The sequence below is a fragment of the Marinobacter sp. LA51 genome, from assembly GCF_030297175.1.
GTDB classification, from domain to species: domain Bacteria; phylum Pseudomonadota; class Gammaproteobacteria; order Pseudomonadales; family Oleiphilaceae; genus Marinobacter; species Marinobacter apostichopi.
On the sequence record NZ_AP028070.1, the window covers coordinates 3751360 to 3774518 of the forward strand.

The 23159-nt window shown below is 58.2% G+C and carries 21 protein-coding genes; 1 reads left to right on the forward strand and 20 read right to left on the reverse strand.

The window, feature by feature from the left end:
* Positions 1 to 5: 5 nt before the first annotated feature.
* The 14 genes from atpA to QUE89_RS17310 all read right to left on the reverse strand — a co-directional run bounded on the left by atpA (position 6) and on the right by QUE89_RS17310 (position 15472).
* Complete coding sequence (gene atpA / locus QUE89_RS17245) at positions 6 to 1550, reverse strand: F0F1 ATP synthase subunit alpha (RefSeq protein ID WP_286221251.1); 1545 nt, start codon at positions 1548 to 1550, stop codon at positions 6 to 8.
* Between the two features lie 28 nt (positions 1551 to 1578).
* Positions 1579 to 2115 carry a F0F1 ATP synthase subunit delta gene (locus tag QUE89_RS17250; RefSeq protein WP_286221252.1) on the reverse strand — a complete coding sequence of 179 codons (537 nt, stop codon included), beginning with the start codon at positions 2113 to 2115 and terminating at the stop codon, positions 1579 to 1581.
* A 15-nt stretch (positions 2116 to 2130) separates the two neighbouring features.
* The gene (locus tag QUE89_RS17255; RefSeq protein ID WP_041341948.1) at positions 2131 to 2601 is read right to left on the reverse strand and encodes a F0F1 ATP synthase subunit B; all 471 of its coding nucleotides are present in this window, start codon (positions 2599 to 2601) and stop codon (positions 2131 to 2133) included.
* Positions 2602 to 2668: 67 nt separating this feature from the next.
* Positions 2669 to 2926: a F0F1 ATP synthase subunit C gene (gene atpE / locus QUE89_RS17260; RefSeq protein WP_012138088.1), complete on the reverse strand. Its 258-nt coding sequence runs from the start codon at positions 2924 to 2926 to the stop codon at positions 2669 to 2671.
* Positions 2927 to 3001: 75 nt separating this feature from the next.
* Positions 3002 to 3874 carry a F0F1 ATP synthase subunit A gene (gene atpB / locus QUE89_RS17265; protein WP_286221253.1) on the reverse strand — a complete coding sequence of 291 codons (873 nt, stop codon included), beginning with the start codon at positions 3872 to 3874 and terminating at the stop codon, positions 3002 to 3004.
* Between the two features lie 19 nt (positions 3875 to 3893).
* Positions 3894 to 4295, reverse strand: coding sequence for a F0F1 ATP synthase subunit I (locus tag QUE89_RS17270; RefSeq protein ID WP_041341942.1), 402 nt, complete (start codon positions 4293 to 4295; stop codon positions 3894 to 3896).
* Positions 4296 to 4565: 270 nt separating this feature from the next.
* The gene (locus QUE89_RS17275) at positions 4566 to 5441 is read right to left on the reverse strand and encodes a ParB/RepB/Spo0J family partition protein (protein ID WP_286221254.1); all 876 of its coding nucleotides are present in this window, start codon (positions 5439 to 5441) and stop codon (positions 4566 to 4568) included.
* A gap of 60 nt (positions 5442 to 5501) precedes the next feature.
* A complete protein-coding gene (locus QUE89_RS17280; RefSeq protein ID WP_286221255.1) occupies positions 5502 to 6296 on the reverse strand; it encodes a ParA family protein in 795 nt (264 codons plus the stop codon).
* Positions 6297 to 6317: 21 nt separating this feature from the next.
* Complete coding sequence (rsmG, locus tag QUE89_RS17285; RefSeq protein WP_286221256.1) at positions 6318 to 6974, reverse strand: 16S rRNA (guanine(527)-N(7))-methyltransferase RsmG; 657 nt, start codon at positions 6972 to 6974, stop codon at positions 6318 to 6320.
* Positions 6975 to 6983: 9 nt separating this feature from the next.
* Positions 6984 to 8870: a tRNA uridine-5-carboxymethylaminomethyl(34) synthesis enzyme MnmG gene (gene mnmG / locus QUE89_RS17290; protein ID WP_286221257.1), complete on the reverse strand. Its 1887-nt coding sequence runs from the start codon at positions 8868 to 8870 to the stop codon at positions 6984 to 6986.
* Positions 8871 to 9211: 341 nt separating this feature from the next.
* Positions 9212 to 10510, reverse strand: a complete 1299-nt coding sequence (locus QUE89_RS17295; protein ID WP_286221258.1) for an MFS transporter — start codon at positions 10508 to 10510, stop codon at positions 9212 to 9214.
* A 117-nt stretch (positions 10511 to 10627) separates the two neighbouring features.
* The gene (locus QUE89_RS17300; RefSeq protein WP_286221259.1) at positions 10628 to 13774 is read right to left on the reverse strand and encodes an efflux RND transporter permease subunit; all 3147 of its coding nucleotides are present in this window, start codon (positions 13772 to 13774) and stop codon (positions 10628 to 10630) included.
* A 2-nt stretch (positions 13775 to 13776) separates the two neighbouring features.
* A complete protein-coding gene (locus QUE89_RS17305; RefSeq protein WP_286221260.1) occupies positions 13777 to 14871 on the reverse strand; it encodes an efflux RND transporter periplasmic adaptor subunit in 1095 nt (364 codons plus the stop codon).
* Positions 14872 to 14911: 40 nt separating this feature from the next.
* Positions 14912 to 15472 carry a DUF3833 domain-containing protein gene (locus tag QUE89_RS17310; RefSeq protein WP_286221261.1) on the reverse strand — a complete coding sequence of 187 codons (561 nt, stop codon included), beginning with the start codon at positions 15470 to 15472 and terminating at the stop codon, positions 14912 to 14914.
* A gap of 243 nt (positions 15473 to 15715) precedes the next feature.
* Between QUE89_RS17310 and QUE89_RS17315 the strand changes: the two genes are divergently transcribed.
* Positions 15716 to 17545 carry an acyl-CoA dehydrogenase C-terminal domain-containing protein gene (locus tag QUE89_RS17315; protein ID WP_286221262.1) on the forward strand — a complete coding sequence of 610 codons (1830 nt, stop codon included), beginning with the start codon at positions 15716 to 15718 and terminating at the stop codon, positions 17543 to 17545.
* Between the two features lie 49 nt (positions 17546 to 17594).
* On the opposite strand, the gene QUE89_RS17320 is transcribed toward QUE89_RS17315, so the two are convergent.
* The 6 genes from QUE89_RS17320 to rpmH all read right to left on the reverse strand — a co-directional run bounded on the left by QUE89_RS17320 (position 17595) and on the right by rpmH (position 22501).
* The gene (locus QUE89_RS17320; protein WP_286221263.1) at positions 17595 to 18347 is read right to left on the reverse strand and encodes a substrate-binding periplasmic protein; all 753 of its coding nucleotides are present in this window, start codon (positions 18345 to 18347) and stop codon (positions 17595 to 17597) included.
* Between the two features lie 154 nt (positions 18348 to 18501).
* Positions 18502 to 19872: a tRNA uridine-5-carboxymethylaminomethyl(34) synthesis GTPase MnmE gene (gene mnmE, locus QUE89_RS17325; protein WP_286221264.1), complete on the reverse strand. Its 1371-nt coding sequence runs from the start codon at positions 19870 to 19872 to the stop codon at positions 18502 to 18504.
* Positions 19873 to 19945: 73 nt separating this feature from the next.
* Positions 19946 to 21649 carry a membrane protein insertase YidC gene (gene yidC / locus QUE89_RS17330; protein WP_286221265.1) on the reverse strand — a complete coding sequence of 568 codons (1704 nt, stop codon included), beginning with the start codon at positions 21647 to 21649 and terminating at the stop codon, positions 19946 to 19948.
* 4 nt (positions 21650 to 21653) lie between these two features.
* Complete coding sequence (gene yidD, locus QUE89_RS17335; RefSeq protein WP_286221266.1) at positions 21654 to 21947, reverse strand: membrane protein insertion efficiency factor YidD; 294 nt, start codon at positions 21945 to 21947, stop codon at positions 21654 to 21656.
* Positions 21947 to 22354 carry a ribonuclease P protein component gene (rnpA, locus tag QUE89_RS17340; protein WP_286221267.1) on the reverse strand — a complete coding sequence of 136 codons (408 nt, stop codon included), beginning with the start codon at positions 22352 to 22354 and terminating at the stop codon, positions 21947 to 21949. Before rnpA ends, yidD begins: the two co-directional genes overlap by 1 nt.
* Positions 22355 to 22366: 12 nt before the next feature.
* Complete coding sequence (gene rpmH, locus QUE89_RS17345) at positions 22367 to 22501, reverse strand: 50S ribosomal protein L34 (protein WP_008172542.1); 135 nt, start codon at positions 22499 to 22501, stop codon at positions 22367 to 22369.
* Positions 22502 to 23159 lie beyond the last annotated feature (658 nt).

Below are 23159 nucleotides of genomic sequence, written 5' to 3' on the forward strand. Positions count from 1 at the left end.
TTTTCTTACCAGCTCTGAGTGGTCTTGAATTTCTCAAGTGCAGCTTTCAGGCCGGAAGCGATTTCGTCGTTGAAATCACCTTTCTCGTTGATCTTGGCGAGCAGGTCTTTCTGTTCGGCGCGCATCCAGTCAAGCAACTGCGCTTCGAACTTAACAACCTTATCGACATCAACGTCGTCCAGGAAGCCTTCGTTGGCTGCAAACAGAACCGTACCCATTTCAGCCACAGACATCGGGCTGTACTGGTTCTGCTTCATGAGTTCCGTTACACGCTGACCGTGCTCCAGCTGCTTACGGGTTGCTTCGTCAAGGTCGGAAGCAAACTGGGCGAAAGCGGCCAATTCACGGAACTGGGCCAGAGCCAGACGGATGTTACCGCCAAGCTTCTTCATGATCTTGGTCTGGGCTGAACCACCTACCCGCGATACCGAGACACCGGCGTTCATTGCCGGACGGATACCCGAGTTGAACAGGTTGGTTTCCAGGAAGATCTGGCCGTCAGTGATCGAGATCACGTTGGTCGGTACGAATGCAGACACGTCACCGGCCTGGGTTTCGATGATCGGCAGGGCGGTCAGGGAACCGGTCTTGCCTTTCACTTCACCCTTGGTGAACTTTTCAACGTAGTCGGCGTTGACGCGGGACGCACGCTCCAGCAGACGGGAGTGCAGATAGAACACGTCACCCGGATAGGCTTCACGGCCCGGCGGACGACGCAGCAGCAGGGAGATCTGGCGATACGCCACAGCCTGCTTGGACAGATCATCATAGATGATCAGCGCGTCTTCACCGCGGTCACGGAAGTATTCACCCATGGAAGTACCGGCGTACGGAGCCAGGAACTGGGTAGCAGCCGGATCGGCGGCGCCAGCGGCAACCACGATGGTGTGATCCATGGCACCGTGCTCTTCCAGCTTGCGCACAACAGCGGCAATGGAAGACTGCTTCTGGCCTACGGCAACGTAGATACACTTAATGCCAGTGTTTTTCTGGTTGATGATCGCGTCGATGGCGACGGCGGTCTTACCGATCTGGCGGTCGCCGATGATCAGCTCACGCTGGCCGCGACCGATTGGCACCATGGTGTCAATCGCCTTCAGACCTGTCTGAACCGGCTCATCAACGGACTGACGTTCGATAACGCCCGGCGCAACCTTCTCGATCGGAGACGTCAGGTCAGTGCCCAGTTCGCCCTTACCGTCAATCGGGTTACCCAGTGAGTCCACAACGCGGCCCATCAACTCTGGTCCGACCGGGACTTCCAGGATACGACCGGTACAACGTACCTTCTGACCCTCTGCCAGGCCTTCGTAATCACCCAGAACAACCGCACCAACGGAATCACGCTCCAGGTTCAGAGCCATACCGAAGACGCCGTTGGCGAATTCAATCATCTCGCCGTACATAACGTCGGCCAGACCGTGGATCAGCACGATACCGTCAGAGACAGACAGGATCGTACCTTCGTTCTTTGCTTCGGAAGAGATATCGAGTTTCTCGATTCTCTTCTTGATGATGTCACTGATCTCGGATGGATTCAGTTGCTGCATGCCAATATCCTCAAACCTTGTGCTGAAATCAGGAGCCCAGAGCGTCGGCCAGCTTGGTCAGCTTTCCGCGTACAGAAGCGTCGATAACCAGATCGCCGGTGCGAATGATTGCACCGCCAATCAGGGACTTGTCCGACGACGCTGCGAGTGACACTTTCCGCTCGAGTTTGGTCGAGAGTGCCTGGGCGAGCTTCTGTTGCTGTTCGTCCGTCAGCTCGTAAGCCGCGGTCACTTCGATATCAACAGTGCGCTCCAGATCAGCCCGGTACGTGTTGAAGAGCGCTGAAATCTCAGGAAGAAGAGTCAGCCGACGGTTTTCCGCCAGTACGGCGAAGAAATTACGAACCTGCTCGGTGACGCCGTCTTCGGCGACTTCGAGAATCAGCTCGGCTTTCTTCTGCTCTTCCAGACCCGGATTCGCGAGAAGCTGTCGAATGTCTTCGTTCGCGGTGACCTGTCCTGCGATCGTCAGCACCTGTGACCACTGTGCCAGTTGCTCATGCTCCTGGGCGGCCTTGAATGCTGCTTTCGCGTAGGGACGGGCCAGCGTTCTCAGTTCTGCCATGATGAACCTCGTCGTTTAAAGTTCTGCCGCCAGTTTTTCCAACATCTCGTTGTGCTTGGAGGCATCGACAGAGGTTTCCAGGATCTTCTCAGCACCGGCAACGGCGATGGCGGCAATTTCTGCACGCAGCGCGTCACGGGCCTGATTACGTTCCTGTTCAATTTCGGCCTTGGCCTGCTCAATCAGCTTTTCGCCTTCCTTGCGGGCGTCATCTTTCGATGCTTCCACAATGGAGGCTGCGCGCTTGTTGGCCTGTTCGATAAGACCAGCGGCTTGCTGCTTGGCTTCACGCAGTTCCTGAGCTGACTTTTCCTGAGCCAGTTCCAGATCGCGCGCCGCGCGGTCTGAGGCAGCCAGTCCGTCAGCGATCTTCTTTTGACGTTCCTGCAGTGCGGCCATAATCGGCGGCCACACATACTTCATGCAGAACACGACAAAGATAAAGAACGCGATGGCTTGACCAATCATCGTCAAATTAATGTTCACGTCTTCACCTCTCGCCTGTTTTGTTAAGAATCATCTGACCGGGGTGAACCCCCGGTTGGCGACTCGATTAACCGGCGATCTGGCCGACAAACGGGTTGGCGAAAGTGAAGAACAGTGCGATACCAACACCGATCATGGTCACGGCGTCCAGCAGACCAGCGACGATGAACATTTTAACCTGCAGCATCGGAGTCATTTCCGGCTGACGCGCAGCGCCTTCCAGGAATTTGCCACCGAGGATACCAAAGCCAATCGCGGTACCCAGGGCACCCAGACCAATCAGCAGTGCAACGGCAATCGCGGTCATTCCAACTACAGTTTCCATGATAACTCCCAGTTTTCAGTTTAGGTTTTCAGGTTAACGTTAAGGGTTTAAAAACTACGACTAAATGAAGTCCGATCAGTGACTGTCTTCGTGAGCCATGCTCAGGTACACGATCGTCAACATCATAAAGATGAATGCCTGCAGGGTGATAACCAGAATGTGGAAGATCGCCCAGGGTACAGACAGCGTCCACTGAGCCCACAGGGGCAGCAGCGCAATCAGGATGAAGATCAGCTCGCCAGCGTACAGGTTACCGAACAGACGCAGAGCCAGTGAGATCGGCTTGGCGATCAGGCTCACGCCTTCCAGCAACAGGTTCACCGGAACCAGCAGGATTTTAAGGATCAGGTTGTCCGAGGAGAAGGGGTGCAGGGTCAGTTCGCCCAGGAAGCCGCCCACGCCCTTCACCTTCAGGCTGTAGTAGATGATCAGGAAGAACACCGACAGAGACATGCCCAGAGTGATGTTGACGTCAGTGGTCGGTACCACCTTCATGTACTCAAGCCCCATCAGGTGGAACACCTGCGGCAGGAAATCCACCGGCACCAGGTCCATCAGGTTCATCAGGAATACCCAGCAGAAGATGGTCAGCGCCAGCGGCGCGATGACCTTGTTCTTGCCGTGGAAGGTTTCCTTGACGCTCTGGTCGACGAACTCGATCATTACTTCAACGAAATTCTGCAGACCACCGGGTTGGCCGGAGGTGGCGCGCTTTGCCGCCATGCGGAAGAAAAACAGAAACAGAACGCCAAGCGCGACTGACCACCCGAGGGAGTCAATGTGCAGGGCCATAAAGCCCATGTCAGATGCCTCAGTGGCATTCTGCGCCAGGGTCCAGCCTGCTTGTTCGACTACGGTTCCGTCGGCACGCTCATAGCCTGCCGGCAGCTTACCGTAGGTGAGGTTCTGGAGGTGATGCTGAATATACTCGGATGCACTTCCTGCCATAACGGTTTCCCAGGTCCAGTTAGCTTTGCTGCGTATTGCTGCCCGCGAGAAGCGGTGTCAACCAGTTGGTGACCAGCATGATCGCAAATGTTAAAAAAAGTGCCGCTATATCAAGCGGCTGAATCCATTTGAATACCATCGTAAAGAAGATGGCGCACAGGATGAGCTTTCCGGCCTCACCCTGGTAAAAAGAACTCATGATCTGTTTGGCAGACCGCGCGCCGGAAAAGCGGAATGCCTTAAGCGCAAAATATCCATGGGGCAGTAGAAAAATGAGACCGCCCAGCAGCGCTGAATAACCGGAAACCTGACCACGTAACGCGAGAAACGCCAGGCTGACCAAGACAAGTACCACACTTTCTATGACAAACCATCGTGCAATGGGCGGGCGTCGTATCCCGCTCGGCGTTGTCTTCGTCATTTTTTTCCCGAGAGTACGGTGCTTTTCGTCGATGCAGTTTAAAAAGTAGGCAAATGCACCGATACGAGCGCCGCAGATTATAGGTGTTCAATGTGCACGAATCAACAAAACCGAATTCCGCAAGTCCCCGTCAATAAGGGCCTAGCTGAGGGTGTCGCCGGCATTGGCACACAAATAGGCGGCCGGTTAACTTCGCACCACTACATGTTGTGTAAATGAACAAGCCCGAATTTTCGTAGCGCTCCGAAAGAGCCGGAAAATCAGGTCAAATTACTTGATATGGCCAAGAATTCCGTCGAGCTCGTCCAGGGAGCTGTATTCGATCACCAGCTTGCCCTTGCCACGCTGGCCGTGGGCAATGGAAACCCGGGCTCCAAGACGCTCGGCCAGGTCATCCTGCAGCGCGCGGATGTTGGGATCGACCGCGGCCTCGCGGCCGGAATTCTGGTCCGGCTTTTCCTGCTGAACCCGGCGCACCAGCGCCTCGGTCTGGCGCACAGACAGGGATTTGGCAACCACCTGTTTGGCCACCTGCATCTGCTGTTCCGGCGGCAGGGTCAACATGGCACGGCCATGGCCCATTTCCAGGTCGCCGTGCTCAAGCATCAGGCGAACGTCTTCAGTCAGGCCAATCAGTCGCAGCAGGTTGGTGATGGTGGTACGGGACTTACCCACAGCCTCGGCGACCTGAGCCTGGGTCAAACCAAACTCATCCTGCAGGCGTTGCAGAGCGAAGGCTTCTTCGATCGGATTGAGATTTTCACGCTGGATGTTTTCGATGAGCGCCATGGCAATGGCGGCTTCATCGGGCACATCCCGAATGATGGCGGGAATACTGTCGAGCTCAGCCATCTGGGTGGCACGCCAGCGGCGCTCACCGGCAATCAGCTCGTAGCGGCCTTCAGCAATGGGACGCACCACCACAGGCTGCATCACACCTTGCTGACGGATTGAATCTGCCAGTTCCTGCAGCGCCGCCGGGTCCATGTCCCGGCGTGGCTGGAAGCGGCCACGCTGGATGAGGTCGATGGGCACCTCGCGGAGCTCCCCATCATGATCCTTCAGTTCCTGGTCGAGATTGACCTTGGAGCCCGCCAACAGCGCTCCCAGTCCTCGCTCACCCAATCCTCGTTTCTTCGCCGCCATGGTGTCAGTCATTCTTCCCGTTGAAATTCGTTATGCGTTATTGAGTGACAGGGCGGTATGTTACACCGCCATCGGCGCGGATGTCTTTGTTGAGCCATGGCGCCGGACCATTTCACCAGCCAGGGCCAGATACGCCACCGCTCCCTTGGAAGCACGATCGTATTTGAGTGCCGGCATACCATAACTCGGGGCCTCGGCAAGGCGAACGTTGCGGGGAATCACCGCCCGGTAAACTTTGTCACCAAAATACTCGCTGAGCTGACCAGATACGTCCAGGGTCAGGCTGTTACGCGGGTCGTACATGGTGCGCAGTATGCCTTCCAGCTGCAGATTCGGATTCACCGTCTCCTGGATCTGTTCAACCGTGTTCATCAACGCGGCCAGGCCTTCCAGCGCGTAATACTCGCACTGCATGGGAATCAGCACGGAATCGGCTGACGACAGCGCGTTTACGGTGAGCAGGCTAAGCGAGGGCGGGCAGTCGATCAGGATATAATCGTAGTTGTCCCGAACTGTGTTCAGGGCCAGGCGCAGCCGATGCTCGCGGCCGATCTCGTTCATCAGTTCCACTTCCGCCGCGGTGAGGTCGCCGTTGGCGGGCAGGATATCGAAACCGGACGATTCCGCCAGGAAGATGACTTCAGCGGCGGTGGCGCGCTTGGTCAGCAAATCGTAGCCAGAAAGCTCCAGGGCGTTTTTATCCACACCACTACCCATGGTGGCGTTGCCCTGGGGATCCATATCCACCAGCAGAACCCGGCGCTTGGTGGCGGCCAGCGACGCAGCAAGGTTGACGCAGGTGGTGGTTTTCCCCACACCGCCTTTTTGATTGGTCACTGCAATCACGCGCGCCATGTCTCGCCTCCTGTTTGCGGGTTACTGGGAATGATCTGCCCGGGTGACCACCAGCAGGTGACGGTCGCCATCGGCTCCGGGGACTTCCAGCGAATGGCTGGATTTTACCTGCCAGCCGGCCGGAAGCGCAGCCACCTCATCATCCGGAAACTGACCTTTCATGGCAAGGAACTCGCCGCCATTTGCCAGCAAATCGCCGCACCAGCTGACCAGGTTCTCGAGCGCAGTGAAAGCCCGGCTACTGATCTGGGAGAACGGCTGCTCCGGTGTACAGGCTTCGGCCCGGCCGTGGATAACTTCAACGTTGCCGAGCCCAAGCTCAAGCACACACTGATTCAGGAACCGGGTTTTCTTGCCATTGCTGTCGAGCAGGGTGAACCGGCGCTCTGGCAGGGCGATCGCCAGGGGGATGCCAGGCAGTCCACCACCGGCACCCACATCCAGCAGATGCTCGGTATGAACCCGGGGCAGAATGCTGAGGCTGTCGAGCAATTGCCGGGACACCATCTCGCGTTCGTCACGCACTGCAGTCAGGTTGTAGGCCCGGTTCCACTTGTTGAGCAGGTTCAGGAAGGCCAGCAACTGCTGTTGCTGGGCCTCGCTCAGGGACACATCCATTGCCACCAGCCCGTCCCGGAGCTGGCGCTGCCAGAGCGAATTAGAGAGTGAATTGGTCATGGGATCAGATCAGGCACTCTGCTTGCGCAACAGGTCGCGCTTTTTCAGGTGCACCAGGATCTGGCTGACCGCCGCCGGGGTCACACCCTGAACCCGGGACGCCTGGGCCACGGTTTCTGGCCGCACTTCCTTGAGTTTCTGCTTGATTTCATTGGACAGACCACCAATGACATCGTAATCCAGGTCCACTGGCAATTCGGTGTTCTCATTGCGGCGCAGACGTTCAATCTCATCCGCCTGACGGGAGATGTAGCCTTCGTACTTGATCTCAATCTCTACCTGATCGGCAACGTTCGGATTTTCGGCGCTGTCGGCACCGATTTCAGCAATGTGGCTGTAGGCGATCTCCGGCCGGCGCAGCAGCTCGGCCAGGGACTGGTCCCGGGTCAGCGGCTGCTTGAGGAAACCGTTGGCCCGCTCCCCGGCGTCGGTATTCGGGTGAATCCGGGTGGTTTCCAGTCGACGGCGCTCCTGAGTGATGCCCTCGCGCTTGTCGTTGAAGACCTGCCAGCGATGATCGTCCACCAGACCCAGCTTGCGACCGATTTCGGTCAGGCGCAGATCGGCGTTATCCTCGCGCAGGATTAACCGGTATTCAGCCCGGCTGGTGAACATGCGGTAGGGCTCACTGGTACCCATGGTGATCAGATCGTCCACCAGCACGCCCAGGTAGGCTTCATCCCGGCGCGGGTACCACGAGTCTTTGTCCTGGGACCGCAACGCGGCGTTGATGCCCGCCAACAGTCCCTGGGCACCGGCTTCTTCGTACCCGGTGGTGCCGTTGATCTGGCCAGCAAAGTACAGGCCCTGGATAAACTTGGTTTCCAGGGTGTGGCGCAGATCCTGGGGGTTCAGGTAATCGTATTCGATGGCATAGCCCGGGCGGGTAATGTGGGCATTCTCAAAACCCGGAATCGACCGTACCGCCTGCAACTGGATATCAAAAGGCAGGCTGGTGGAAATACCGTTGGGGTAGAGCTCGTTGGTGGTCAGGCCTTCGGGCTCGACAAAGATCTGGTGCGAATCCTTGTCCGCGAAGCGGTTAACCTTGTCCTCGATGGACGGGCAATAGCGCGGCCCGACACCTTCGATGCTGCCAGCGAACATCGGCGAGCGGTCAAAGCCGCTACGGATGATGTCGTGAGTACGCTCGGTGGTCCGGGTGACGTAACAGCAGATCTGCTCCGGGTGCTGTGCTCGGCTGCCGGTAAACGACATCACCGGGGCCGGATTGTCGCCCCATTGCTGTTCCATCACCGAGAAGTCCACGCTGCGGGCATCGATCCGCGGCGGCGTACCGGTTTTCAACCGACCAACATTGAACGGCAGTTCCCGCAAGCGCTGGGCCAGGGCGTTGGCCGGGGCATCACCGGCGCGACCACCGGAATGATGCTGCATGCCGATGTGGATAACTCCGCCCAGAAAGGTGCCCGTGGTCAGGACCACGGTCTTGGCGTTGAACCGGATCCCGGTCTGGCTCACCACTCCGGTGACCTGATCGTTTTCCACAATCAGATCATCAGCAGCCTGCTGGAACAGAGTCAGGTTGGGCTGACTTTCCAGTACTTCCCGGATTGCCGCCTTGTACAACACCCGGTCAGCCTGGGCGCGGGTCGCGCGCACCGCCGGCCCTTTCCGGCTGTTCAGGACCCGGAACTGGATGCCGGCGCGGTCAGTCGCCGTGGCCATGGCACCGCCGAGGGCGTCGATTTCCTTCACCAGATGGCTCTTGCCGATACCACCGATAGCGGGGTTGCAGGACATCTGGCCCAGAGTCTCGATGTTATGGGTCAGCAGCAGGGTCTGCGAGCCCATGCGCGCCGCGGCCAGCGCGGCTTCAGTGCCGGCATGGCCACCACCAATGACAATGACATCGAAACGGGTTGGAAAATCCACAGTTCACCTCGGAAATCGGGGGATAAAAACAGGGCGGCGAGTATAACGTCTCGGCCACCGAATTGCAGTTGGAATGTGCAAATTTTAACCAGAGCCGAGCGGTGTTGAAAGCCAACAACACCCCAGACACCAAAAAAACCCGCCCGTTGCCTGTGGATGACGGTAGTGGATAACCGAAATATATCGGCTTTTCAAACGCTTGTACCGGTCTTCTCAGAAAAGTTTTCAAGACAGTTATCCACATATTCAGACATGGGTAAACCGACCTAAAATTAAGCTTAACTGCATGTTTTTAATATACTTAAAAAAATTAATCCAAAGGTTTTCCGACGCTTATCCAATTAATTATCCACAGATTTTACCGGCTCCAGTCGGCGCAGGCGCCACACCACCAGCCAGACCGCAGCGTTAAGCAGTGATAACAACAAGAAAAATCCGGGAATAGTCACTTCCAGTACTCCAAGCACCAGAATCCCCACCAGGGCACTGACCACCATGAACAGGGCATTAATGACATTGAGGGCGGCAATGATGCGAGCACGCTTGTGATCCGGCGTCTCGTGCTGGATGAACGCGTACAACGGGACAATGAACAAGCCCCCGCAGACACCGATGCCCACCAGATCGAACAGCACCCGCAGGTAGACGGGATCGCTCAACAGCGTCAGCCAGGTCGATTGCATTGGCGATTCGGGCACCGCAAAGAACAGATCCACGCCCAACAGGGTCAGCCCAAGGGCGCCCCAAGGCACTGGGACCAGAGAAATTCGGTGGCGAGTCAGTCGCTCACAGAGCATGGCACCGGCTGATATCCCGACAATAAACGTCGACAGCAACAGGGTGACCACGGTTTCATCCCCAAGCAGACTGGTGCGGGCAAAATTCGGAAACTGGGTCAGGTAGGCGGCGCCGAGGAACCAGAACCAGGAAATCGCCAGCACCGCCAGCAGCACCCGGGGCCGCTCGGCGGCAATGACCATCAACTGCCAGGTTTCCTGTACCGGTCGCAACGGGACCGACCGCGCCTCGCTTCGGTCCCCGGTCGGCGGCACCTGGCGGGCGGCAACATAACCCAATACCGCCATCACCAGTACCGCCACGGCAGTCAATTTCGCAGCCAGGTCATAACCCATCAGCAGCCCGGCAACGATGGTACCCAGGAGGATGGCGACGAAGGTACCCATGCTGACCAGGCCATTACCGCCGACCAGTTCGTCATCGGCCAGCACCTGGGGCAGGATCGCGTATTTCACCGGCCCGAAGAAGGTGGATTGGGTACCCATCAGGAACAGCAACACCAGCAATAGCTCATACCAGCCAAACCACAGGCCGACGGCCGCCAGCGTCATGATGACAATCTCCGCCAATTTGACGGTGCGAATGATCCGGGCCTTTTCGTAGTTGTCCGCCAGCTGGCCGGCAATACCGGAGAACAGGAAGAACGGCAGAATGAACAGAAACGCCGCCAGATTGACCACCACGTTGACCGACAACCCCATCAGGCCACCGGCGCTGAAGGTGATCAGCAGCAACAGGGCGTTCTTGTAGAGATTATCGTTAAAGGCGCCGGAGAACTGGGTCAGGTAGAACGGCAGAAACCGCCGTTGTCCCAGCAATCGGAACTGGCTTTGTGTGGCCATGGATCATCCTGTTGTCGTGCGTGGCATCGCAAGGCCATGGCCGGGCGGCAGCCGTTGGCCTAGTCGAGTGGGCAGAGTAGTCGGAGTTGTCCACAGATGCCAGAGCCAGAATCGGCGTCAGAAATCGTCGGCCCGCTTTTGCGGTGCGGCTGAGGTGACCGACCCTCCGGCGTTGCCACCGGCCTGACGCTCCAACTCCTTCTCCACCGCATTGGCCGATTTGGCAAAGCGCGCCAGCAGGTTATACAGCACCGGGATAATGAACAGGGTCAGCGTGGTCGCGAACACCAGCCCACCCAGGATCACCACACCAATCGCCGCACGGCTTTCGGCGCCGGCACCGGTGGCAACCACCAGGGGTACGGCGCCAAACACGGTGGAAATGGTGGTCATCAGTACCGGCCGGAAACGCAGGCTGGCCCCTTCCAGAATGGCGTCTTTAACGGCGTAGCCCCGGTCCCGTAGCTGATTGGCAAACTCGACAATCAGGATGCCGTTCTTGGCCATGAGACCAAGCAGCATGATGATGCCAATCTGACTGTAGATGTTCAGGCTGATACCCGACCACCAGAGCGCCAGCAGCGCACCGGTCACCGCCAGCGGTACCGACAGCATAATGATCAACGGGTGGATCCAGCTTTCAAATTGCGCCGCCAGCACCAGGAACACGATCACGAATGCCAGCCCGAAAGTCAGGTAGATGGCAGCGGACGATTCCTGGAATTCCCGGGACAGGCCCTGGTAGCTGACCCGCGCCTCCGGGGGCAAGTTATCCACAGCCAGGTTATTCAGATAGTTCAGAGCCGAGCCCAGATCGTAGCCATCGGCCAGGGATGCACTGATCACCACCGCCGGCAGCCGGTCGATGCGGCGCAGATCCGGATTGGCACCGGTTTCCTTAATCGACACCAGAGCCTGCATCGGAATCAGGGTGCCACCCTCGCGGGGTCGCAGGAAAATCTGCCCCAGATCAGCCGGGGTCGCCCTATCGGCATCCGCGGCCTGCACAATCACGTCGTACTCGCGGCCGCGATCCAGAAAGGTGGTGACCTGCCGTGACGCCAGCATGGTCTGCAGGGTCAGGCCGACATCCTCGACGGTAATGTCCAGGTCGGCGGCGCGCTCGCGGTCAATCGACACCCGCAGTTCCGGACGGGTCAGTTCAAAATCCGTGTCCAGATTCAGCAGGTTGGGGTTGTCCTTGGCCCGCTCCACCAGTTCATCACTCCAGGCCTGGACCGATTCGTAATCCGGGCCGGCCACCACAAACTGCACCTCCTGGTTAAAGCCCCGTTGGCCCAGCCCCGGTGGATTCACTGCCACCGTCCGGATACCCGAGACCTGACTCAGCTTGCCCCGCAACTCACTGGTGATCTGTTGCTGCTTGGTGCTCCGTTCCTCCCAGGGCGCCAGACCCATGATCATGAAAGCGTTGTCTTCCTCATCCCGAAAGCCAACGATCGACAGCAAGCGGTCAGCCACACCAGATTCCAGGTAAGGCAGCAGCTCGGCCTCGGCCTGGCGTACGTAGTGATCGGTAAACTCCACCGTTGCGCCCCGAGGTGCACTGGCCGGCATGATGATGATGCCCCGGTCTTCGGTCGGCGCCAGTTCCTGGGGCAATTGTGGGTACACCACAGCGGCCAGGATCATCCCCGCCAATCCCAACCCCAGCAACAGCCCCGGCTGGTTCAGGGAGAACCGCAACAGGCGCTGGTAACCGTGGGTCAGGCCATCGAGCACTTTCTCGCTGGCAGTCCACAAGCGATGACCCTCGGCGGTTTCCGGGCTGTGGCGCAGCCACTTGGAACAGAGCATCGGTGCCAGGGTCAGCGCCACCACGCTGGACACCACGACGGCAGCCGCCAGGGTGAAACCAAACTCGGCAAACAGTCGGCCGACGTTGCCGCCCATGAACGAGATGGGCACAAACACCGCGACTAACGTGAGGGTGGTGGCGATTACGGCAAAGGCCACCTGCTTGGCGCCCCGATAAGACGCCAGCAACGGCGGCTCACCGTTATCGATGCGGCGCTGGATGTTTTCCAGCATGACAATGGCATCGTCCACCACCAGGCCGATGGCGAGGATCACCGCCAGCAGGGTCAGCACGTTGATGGAAAAGCCCAGGAAACCGAGGCCGATAAACGCGCCTATCACTGCCACCGGAATGGTCACCGCCGGTATCAGGGTGGCCCGCCAGGAGCGCAGGAACAGGAAAATCACCAGGATCACCAGGGAGACGGCAATGGCCAGGGTGATCACCACCTCCTTGATGGAGGCGCGGATAAAGATCGATTCGTCGTAACTCTCGGCGATGGTGACTTCCGGAGGCAGGGTTTCCCGGATGTTCTCGAGTTCGGCCTGAACCGCATCAGACACCGCCACGGTATTGGCCTTGGACTGGCGGATAATACCCATGCCAATGGCGGTCTGACCGTTGGCGCGCAAACGACCGACGTCGGATTCAACGCCCATCTCGACGTTGGCAACCTCTCCCAGCCGCAGCAGGTCATTGCCGTCGCGCCGGATCACCAGGCGCTGGAATTCCTCCACCGTCGACACCCGGCCCTCGGCCCGGACCGTGAAGTTGCGAGTGGAAGAATCCACCGAGCCGGCCGGCAGTTCCACGTTGTTGGCCCGCAGTGCCGCTTCCACTTCCGCCACGGTGATATCCCGGGCTGCCAGTCGTTCCCGGTCGAGCCAGACCCGAATGGCGTAACGGCGTTCACCACCGATGAAGACATCGGCAACACCATCCAGCACTGATAACCGGTCGGCCAGGGCCCGGTCAGCAAAATCACTGAGTTCGGCACTGTCCCAGACGTCACTGCGTAGCGTCACCCACATCATCGGCCGGGCGTCAGAGTCGGCTTTACGCACCACTGACGGATCGGCTTCCTCGGGCAGCTGGTTAGCAACCCGGGACACCGCGTCGCGGACGTCGTTGGCGGCGATATCCACATCCCGGTCTGTGGAAAACTCGATGCTGGTGCGGGACTCGCCCTGTTCGGTTGACGATTCGATCGAGCGGATGCCCTCAATTCCGCTGATCGCACCCTCGATCACCTGGGTGATCTGGGTGTCCACCACCTCGGCGGCAGCGCCGGTGTAGTCGGTGGAGATCGAGACCTCCGGTGGATCGATATCGGGATACTCCCGCACTGGCAGGCCCAGCAAGGCTGCCAGGCCGAAGACCACGATCAGCAGACTGATGACGGTGGCAAATACCGGTCGTTTAATAGAGACATCGGACAGGATCACGCTCAGGACTCCATGGACTGAACGAAGCGATTCTCCGGAATCGCATTGTCAGCGTCCTGGACCCGAATCCGGTCGCCATTGCTGATCCGGTCCTGACCGGTAACGATCACCGCATCCTCCAGACTCAGGCCTTCGGACACTTCAACCCGGCCCGGCATTCTGGAACCCAGGGTCACCGGGGTCCGGCGGGCGACGCCATCCTCGGCGACAAAGACATACTGCTCATCGCCGCGGATCATCACCGCCTGTTCGGGAATCACCAGGGCCACCCGCTCCCTGAGGGTCAGGGTGGCGGACATAAACTGGCCCGGCCGCAGCTTGCCGGCCGAGTTATCGATTAAAGCCCGTACTGGCAGGGTGCGACTGAGTGGGTTGATTCGGGTACCGAGTTCCACCAGTTCGCCGGTAAAGTGGTCCTCTGGGTAAGCCGGCGACAAACCAGCCACGCTCTGGCCCAGGCTTACGGCGCCCAGGAAGCGTTCGGGAACGGCGAAATTCAGTTCCATCCGGTCGGTGGCGTCCAGGGTGGCGATGGAGGTCCCGGCGCTCACATAGGCGCCAATGTCGATATCACTGAGCCCGAGCACCCCGGCAAAGGGCGCTTCAATCCGATGGTTTTCCAGCCGAACCCGGGCCGACTCACGCTGGGCTTCGGCCACCCTGACCGCGGTGCGCAAGGCATCGACTTCGGCCTGGGACACACTGCTGTTGGAGCGTAATTGCTGGGCGCGCTCAAACTGACGGCGGGCATCGGCGAGCTGGGATTCGATGACCTGGAGGTCGGCCCGGGCCTGGCGATCATCCAGTTGCAGCAGAACCGTGCCCTGATCCACCCGGGCGCCACTCTGCAGCTGCAGCGACACCACCCGGCCACTGACCTCGCTGGTCACTTCGACCGAGTTCAAGGCCTCCAGGTTACCCACCGACTTGACCACATCGCGCACGGTGTCCCGCTCGGGTAGCCGGGTGTTGACGGCCGATGGCGGACGTTCACGACCGCTCTGGGCCTGCTCACCGGACCCCAGCTTCAGGTAGCCCACCGCAGCTCCGGCGGCTACAACCACAAAGCCCAGAGCCACCAGCCATTGCTTCCACATACACAGTTTCCAAAAAATCAGTGAACGTCGTCGGGTTCGGTTATCGTTTCTGGATCACCAGCAAAATCTCCCCAACATCGATACCCCATTTGCTCAGGGTGGTTTCGTTGATCAGGGTGTCCGGGGTCACCAGGTACATCCAGTCGTCCATGCGCACATCCAGGGTACCGTCCCCGTACGCCAGTCGCAGCACATAATTCATGTGGATGGCATTGCCACGCCACTGCATCAGGCCCGGCTCAACCACATCGCCGGCGGTGGCCCGATAGCCGTCGTCTACCGGAGTCAGAGTCCAGGTCCGGGTCTGTACTTCACCATCGTCGAAGCGGAAAACCTCGTCCAGGGTGCCGGTACCGTCGTCATCCCAGGAGGCGCTGATGTCCGCATCGAAGGTGCGAATGACCGTACCGACGTAGTCCTTGACCACACCCCGGGCCGAGAGTTCACCGGTAAAAAACTGGGCCGGGATCAGCTCCGGCGCCCGGTCGGCGTAATCGTCCAGGGAAGCTCCGGCGCAACCTGCCAGTAACCACACCGCAAACAATAACCAGAGTAGACGAACGGGGCCAGCAACAACGGCGCTTACAGAGGGGCTTTGCATGATTTTTACACTCGCAGGCTAAAAGGTGGATGAGGCATCTGAGTACAGGATACGCGCTGTTGGTTAGGCCCGATCAACAATCAGGGGCCTGTGGAAAACCCCGTCATTTCGGCCAATTGTCTTTTTTGACAGGACCGGGGGTGGTTTTCGTCAATGGCAGCGCCGGGGGAATACCGTACAACAATCGAAAAGGGCTCAGCCCAACGATAACTTATCCACAGCCAAGGATTACGAGGAACCGTTATGCCGGTTTATAAAGCGCCATTGCGCGACATGAAATTCCTGCTCAATGAAGTGTTTGACTATCCCGGGCATTACCAGCGCCTCGCCAGCGGCGCAAACGCCAGTCCCGATATTGTGGACGCCATTCTCTCCGAATGCGGCCGGTTCTGTGAGGAAGTCCTGAGCCCGCTGTACCAGAGTGGCGATGAGCAGGGCTGCACCCTGACCGACGGTGAAGTGACCACACCGGAAGGCTACAAAACCGCCTATCAGCAGTACGCCGAGGGCGGTTGGCAAGGGCTTTCCGCGCCCGAGGAATTCGGCGGTCAGGGCCTGCCGGCCTCCATGGGCCTTTTGAAACAGGAAATGATGGGAACCGCCAACTGGTCGTTCTCGATGTACCCGGGCCTATCCCTGGGCGCCATGAATACCATTTTCCTGCACGGCAGCGACGACCAGAAACACACCTATCTGCGGCCCCTCACCGAGGGCCGCTGGGCCGGAACCATGTGCCTGACCGAGCCACAATGCGGCACCGACCTGGGCCAGGTAAAAACCAGGGCCGAACCCCAGGCTGATGGCAGTTACAAACTCACCGGCACCAAGATCTTCATCTCCTCCGGCGACCACGACCTGACCGAGAATATTGTCCACATAGTGCTGGCACGCCTTCCGGATGCGCCCAAAGGCACCCGTGGCATCAGTCTGTTCATCGTACCCAAGTTCCTGCCGTCCGGGGGTAAAGACGGAAGCGGTGTAGGAGAGCGCAATGGCGTAAGTTGCGGCAGCCTGGAAAAAAAGATGGGGATCAAGGCGTCGGCTACCTGCGTGATGAACTTCGACGGCGCCACCGGCTTGCTGATCGGCCCGGAAAACGAAGGCCTGAACTGCATGTTCACCTTCATGAACACCGCCCGCATCGGCACCGCCATCCAGGGTGTCGGACCGGCCGAACTGTCCTACCAATGGGCATTGGACTATGCCCGCGAACGCCGCTCCATGCGCGCACTGTCCGGCAAGAAGGAGCCGGACCAGGTCGCCGACGCGCTGATCCACCATGGTGATGTCCGGCGCATGCTGCTGACCCAGAAAGCCGTCGCCGAGGGCGGCCGGGCGATGCTCTATTACGCCGCCCGACTGGCCGACCACATGGTGGAAGGCCACACCGAAGGAGACCTGGACAAGGTCGCGAAATACGACGATAAGCTGGGCTTCCTGACGCCGATCCTGAAAGGCTTCCTCACCGAAATGGGCTACGAGGCCGCCAACCTGGGCATGCAGGTGTTCGGCGGCCACGGGTACATCCGCGAGCACGGTATGGAACAGATTGTGCGCGATACCCGGATTGCTACTCTGTACGAGGGCACGACCGGCATCCAGGCCCTGGATTTGCTGGGTCGCAAAGTCCTGGTGATGACGCAGGGCGGCGCGGTTCGGGAATTTACCCTGAAGGTCGCCAACTTTGCCCGCAAGCAGCTAACCGACAAGCGGCTGCGGCCGTTCGCGGTGGAGCTGCTGAAACTGACTGCGCAGTGGAACCTGCTGACGGTGCGGGTAATGCTGGCCGCCCGTAAGGATCGCGATGTGGTCAGTGCTGCCGCGTACGATTTCCTGATGTACAGCGGCTACGTCACCATGGCTTACATGTGGCTAAGGCAGTCCGCGGTGGCTGTGGATAAGTTGGCCAACGGCGGCGAGGAATCCAAGGCGTTCTACCACGCCAAGCTGGCCACGGCGGAGTTCTATTACGAGCGCCTGTTGCCCCGGGCCCAAAGCCACGCCACCAGCATGCTCAGTCCAACCAGAAACCTGATGCAACTGGACGCTGAAGACATGGCGTTCACTGGCTAGGCGGATGGTTTAAGTCCCGGGCCCGCCCCGGGATTTTATCAGCCAAGCTTTAAAGACCGTATTTGGTCTCAATCGCCTCGAACATACCGGACTCTCGAATGGCTGCCAGCCCACCTTTCAGTTCAGCGACCACCTCGTCCGATGTCTCCAGGTTCAGCGCCAGGAATAACTGGGTATCGTTGAACGAGAACACCGGCACCAGGCCTTCAACATTTTGCTGTGACGCCACGTATGGGCCACCCAGACGATCGGCCAGCCAGAGATCGATCTGGCCCAGTTCCAGTCGCTTCGGGTTCAGGTCATCGCTGTCCAGAGCCGAAACTTCATAGCCCTTCTTGATCAGATATTCCGATTTGACGTCATTACGGTAACCACCGAACACCATGCCCCTGGCGTCCGAGAGCTCGTCCATCTCGAAGTCAGAACCCGGTGGTGCGAAAACTGTCCACAGGTTGTCGGTCAGAGGCCCTACCCACTTGAACAGCGGCGCGCGCTCCTCGGTGTAGGTGGTACAGAAAATGCCGTGGTTTTCCTTGCTCAGCGCGCGGTTGTAACCGTAGTCCCAGTTGCGGAGCTTGATGCGGTAATCGAGATTGGTCTGCTTCAGCGCCGCCACCACCAGCTCCGTGCACAACCCGTCAATATCCTCCTGACCATGCTCAAACGCACGCCCGGATGCGCTCATGTTGTACGGAGGGAAATTTTCGGTGTAGAGGTAGAGCCGTTCTTCTGCCTGCACGGTGGTTGTCGACGCCATCAGCGTCAGCGCCACCGTGGCAAAACCTGTTACTAGTTTGATCACGCCTTTACTCCCCAATGTACTCAATAAGTAAATTCCGTAACTAGAACACAAGATTACCGCTGTGCGTTCCCGGATTGGGAGATAAAAACGTATCAATTGGTAACGGAGCTGAAACAAAAGCCGGGCTGACCGCCGGCATGCCGGCAATCTGCCATTACTTTCCGATGCAGAAACTGGAGAAGATTTTGCCCAGCAGTTCGTCCGGGCTCAAGTGTCCGGTGATTTCGCCCAGGGCATCCTGAGCCGCACGCAGGTCCTCGGCAAGCAATTCGCCGGCGCCATAACCTTCCAGCTGCCCCTGACCCTGCAACAGGTTCGCGCGCGCCCGCTCCAGAGCATCCAGGTGTCGGCGCCGGGCCAGGAAGCCGCCTTCGGTAGTGCTGGCAAAGCCCATGCATTGCTTGAGGTGATCCCGCAGCACTTCCAGGCCGTCAGAAGATTTCGCAGCCAACCGGATCACCGGCGCAGCATCACCGTCGGTATCGGTGAAGCCCACGGCTTCCGAGGACAGATCCACCTTGTTGCGCACCACGGTAACCGGGGCGTTGGCGGGTAAGCGGTCGATAAAATCCGGCCAGATTTCGTGGGGTTCGGTCTGCTCGGTGGTGGTGGCGTCCACCATTAGCAGGATCCGGTCTGCCTGAGCAATTTCATCCCAGGCCCGGGCAATACCAATCTGCTCAACCTCGTCCGGGCTGTCCCGCAGGCCGGCGGTGTCGATGATGTGCAGCGGCATGCCATCGATGTGGATATGTTCGCGCAGGACATCCCGGGTGGTGCCTTCGATGGCGGTCACGATGGCCGCCTCGCGACCGGCCAGGGCATTGAGCAGGCTCGACTTGCCGGCGTTGGGACGGCCGGCAATCACCACCTTCATGCCATCCCGCAAAATGGTGCCTTGCTGGGCCTCGCCCAGAATGGTCTCCAACCGGTCGAGCAGCTGCTGCAAATCGCCGGCAACCTTACCGTCAGCCAGGAAATCGATTTCCTCCTCGGGAAAGTCGATGGCCGCTTCGACGTAGATGCGCAGATGAGTCACCGCATCCACCAGATCGTCGACACGACGGGAGAACACCCCCTGCATCGAACGCACGGCACAGCGGGCGGCCTGCTCCGAACTGCTTTCAATAAGATCAGCGATGGCCTCGGCCTGGGCCAGATCCAGCTTGTCGTTCAGAAACGCCCGCTCGGAAAACTCCCCCGGCCGCGCCAGCCGCGCGCCACGGCTGCAGACTTCCCGCAGCAGCAGATCGAGGATAACGGTACCGCCATGGCCCTGGAGTTCGAACACATCTTCGCCGGTGAACGAATGCGGGTTTGGAAAGAACAACCCGATACCTTCATCGATCAGGCCACCATTCTGGTCCAGGAAGGGGCCGTAATGGGCGTATCGCGGTTTGGGGATAAAGCCCAGCATTTGCCGGGCGATGTCCGCGGCGGCCGGTCCGGACACCCGGACAATCCCCACACCGGCCTGGCCGGGGGCAGTGGCAATGGCGGCAATTGTGTCTGCTGTCTGGCTCATGAACATTCCTTCGGGCACAAACAACAGAGGCTCCGTGAAGGAGCCTCTGTTTGGGTTGGGTCAAAAATACTGATCAGTACTTTTTACCAGCCGTCTCTGCTTCAATCTTGCGGGTAATGTACCACTGCTGACTGATCGACAGAATATTGTTCACCAGCCAGTACAGTACCAGACCGGCCGGGAACCAGAGGAAGAATACCGTAAAGATCAGCGGCATCATCTTCATGATCTTGGCCTGCATCGGATCCGGCGGTGTCGGGTTCAGATGCATCTGCATGAACATGCTGGCGCCCATCAGGATCGGCAGAATGAAGTACGGATCCATCTGGGACAAATCCTGAATCCAGAGCATGAACGGGGCATGACGCAACTGCACGCTCTCGAACAGTACCCAGTACAGGGAGATAAACACCGGCATCTGCACCAGGATCGGCAGACAGCCGCCCAACGGATTGATCTTTTCACGCTTGTACAGCGCCATCATTTCCTGGGACATGCGCTGTCGGTCGTCGCCGTACAGTTCCTTCAGGCGCGTCAATTGCGGTGCGACCGCCCGCATCTTGGCCATGGACTTGTAGCTGGTGGCCGACAAGTGGAAGAACACGCCTTTGACCAGCACGGTCAGCAGGATGATAGCGACACCCCAGTTGCCCACCAGGCCGTAGAACCACTCGAGGATGATGAACAGCGGCAGCGAAATGAAGAACAGGAAGCCGAAATCGACGGTGCGGTCGAGGTTCGGTGCCACATTTTCCAGCCGATCGATGATCTTCGGGCCGACGTAGGCGCGGGCACCCACTTCCACACTGTCACCAGCTGCCACGGTGGTGGCCGGATAAACAAAGCCCATCACGTACAGGGGGCCGCGGCGTGTGGTCTGGAACTGAGCCGGTTGATCAGGCTCCGGTACCCAGGCAGCCAGGAAATAGTGCTGAAGGAAAGCCAACCAACCATTGGTAACCGACTGATTTATTGGAGTTTCTGACAGATCACCGAAATCGAATTTTTCGTACGGATCTTCCGAAGAACTCATCACCATGCCCAGGAAGGCCTGAATACCCATGCTGTTCTGAGCGGTCGGGTCGGGCGCCTGGTCCCGGACGATCTTACCGGTGAAATTGGCTTTCCAGGCCTCATTGGACTGGTTATCGATCAGGTAGCGCACGCCGATCTCATAGCTGTTGCGCTCAAACTGATAGCGTTTGGTGATCTTGACGCCGTCATTGGTGGTGTAGGTGAGATCAACAGTCAGTTGGTCCTGGCCATCAGACAACTCATAGCTGTCTGCGTTGGTCTGATACACCGGTGCGTTACCATTGGCACGGCTGTCCGGACCATTGCGGCCAATCAAACCACTTTCCATGACGTAGGTGCGGCTGTTGGTGTTGGTCAGCAGCTTCAGTGGTTCCCGGCTATTCAGGGACTTGTCGTAATCGGTCAGCGAGCTGTGGATAAGATTGCCACTGACCCGGTCAATGGTGAGCTCGAAAACGTCGGTGCGAACGGTAACAAACTGGTCTTCAACGGTGACGTCGGAATCCGTCGCGGTGGCGATCTGCTCTCCGCTCTCCGGTGTGCTGAACTCCTCACTGGTGCCAGTGCTCTGGTTCTGCTCAGGAAGCACCATGCTGTCTTCGCCGCCGGTGGTTGAACCGGTGTTGGTCTGGGCCACCTGTTCGGTTTGCGGCTGCTGATGGTAATCCTCATTCCAGGCAAGCACCATCAGATAACTGACAATAGCCAGGCCGGCAAATAATACGATGCGTTGAATATCCATAGAGTTACTGTCTGGTCTGGGTTGTAGTGTGGGAGTGCTCAGCCTGAAGGCAGGGTGTTACGGCCTTGCTGGAATCGGATTGTGCCATACCCGGTACTGGATCATAACCACCCTCGGCCCAGGGATGACATCTCAATAACCGGCGAGTAGCGAGAATCAGCCCTTTCAACGCACCGTGATGGTTGATCGCTTCAACGGCGTATTGTGAACAGGTTGGATAATGGCGGCAATGACTGGCCATCATGGGACTGAGGGCGTACTGGTAGAAACGGATAGGAGCAAGCAGGACTTTACGCATCAACCCGATCCTTTGCCGGCTGGTTGTGCTGATGTGGCGTTCGCAGGTAGCGATTGCTGGTGTTTCCGCTTTAGTCGACGCCACAAATCGTTGAGCGCGGCCGTTACCGTTGGGGTTTCCAGATGGGCTAGCCCCTGGCGACCGAGTACGACAATATCCAAACTTGGATAATCGGTCTGGTGCCGAAAGGTTTCCCGAACCTGTCGCTTGATCCGGTTTCTCTGGACCGCGAGCTTCAGATTTTTCTTGGAAAAAATTAAACCGATCCTGGCGTGACCGAGATTATTCGGTGTCGCCAGGATCAGAAAATTCCTGTGCGGAACTTTCAGCTGTACGTCATCGAAGACTTTGCCGTAATCAGCCGGTCTGAGCAGACGGTGCGATTTCGGGAAACTCAAAGCCTTCATGAGGCGCGCTGGTTACGCTGACAGACGTGCGCGGCCTTTGGCACGACGACGGGAAATAACCTTGCGACCGTTGGCAGTGGCCATACGGGCACGGAAACCGTGTACGCGCTTACGCTTCAGGACGCTTGGTTGAAACGTTCTCTTCATGGTGATGATCTCACAATTCGTAAGTTGAAAATTCGTATGTGGCTGGAAAATGTACAGCCAAAACAGGAGCGGCATGATATGCAAATGCGGGGGAAAGTTCAATGGGTATCGATAAGTGGTTTTCACAGGTGCTCATTGGCTGGACTAGCCAGACCAGATCTAGACCAGATAATAAAATCTATAGGTTCTTTTAGAATTCTCTTTAAGGATTAATTATTACTGTTATTACTGAGGCGTTTTTCTGTGGATAAGCGACGAAAACGTATTTCAGCCCGTAAGTTACGGAGATGATAAGGGGGCTTACAAATACCGATGAGCCCTGTGGACAATGGCACCACGAATTGTGCATAAGTGACTTCGGGTAATCACCTCCTAGTTATCCACCGTTCGGTCCTAGGGTTTCACACAGGGTTGAAGGCAGGGTATGCACAGGGGGGTGTGGATAACAGTTTTTGAAAGAAATTTCTGTACACAAGGCTGTAGGTAAGTCTGGAACTAATTGATAAGTTTATTCTTTTATTTCCACAGCCTGTTCATGAAATAGTCGGCGGTCTTTCACTGGTGGGCCCATCGGGTTAGAATCTCGCGTTACCTCTTTGGATTGGATGTCTAGCTATTCTGATCTGAGCCATTTCTGGGTTATCAGGAGCAGGCTGTC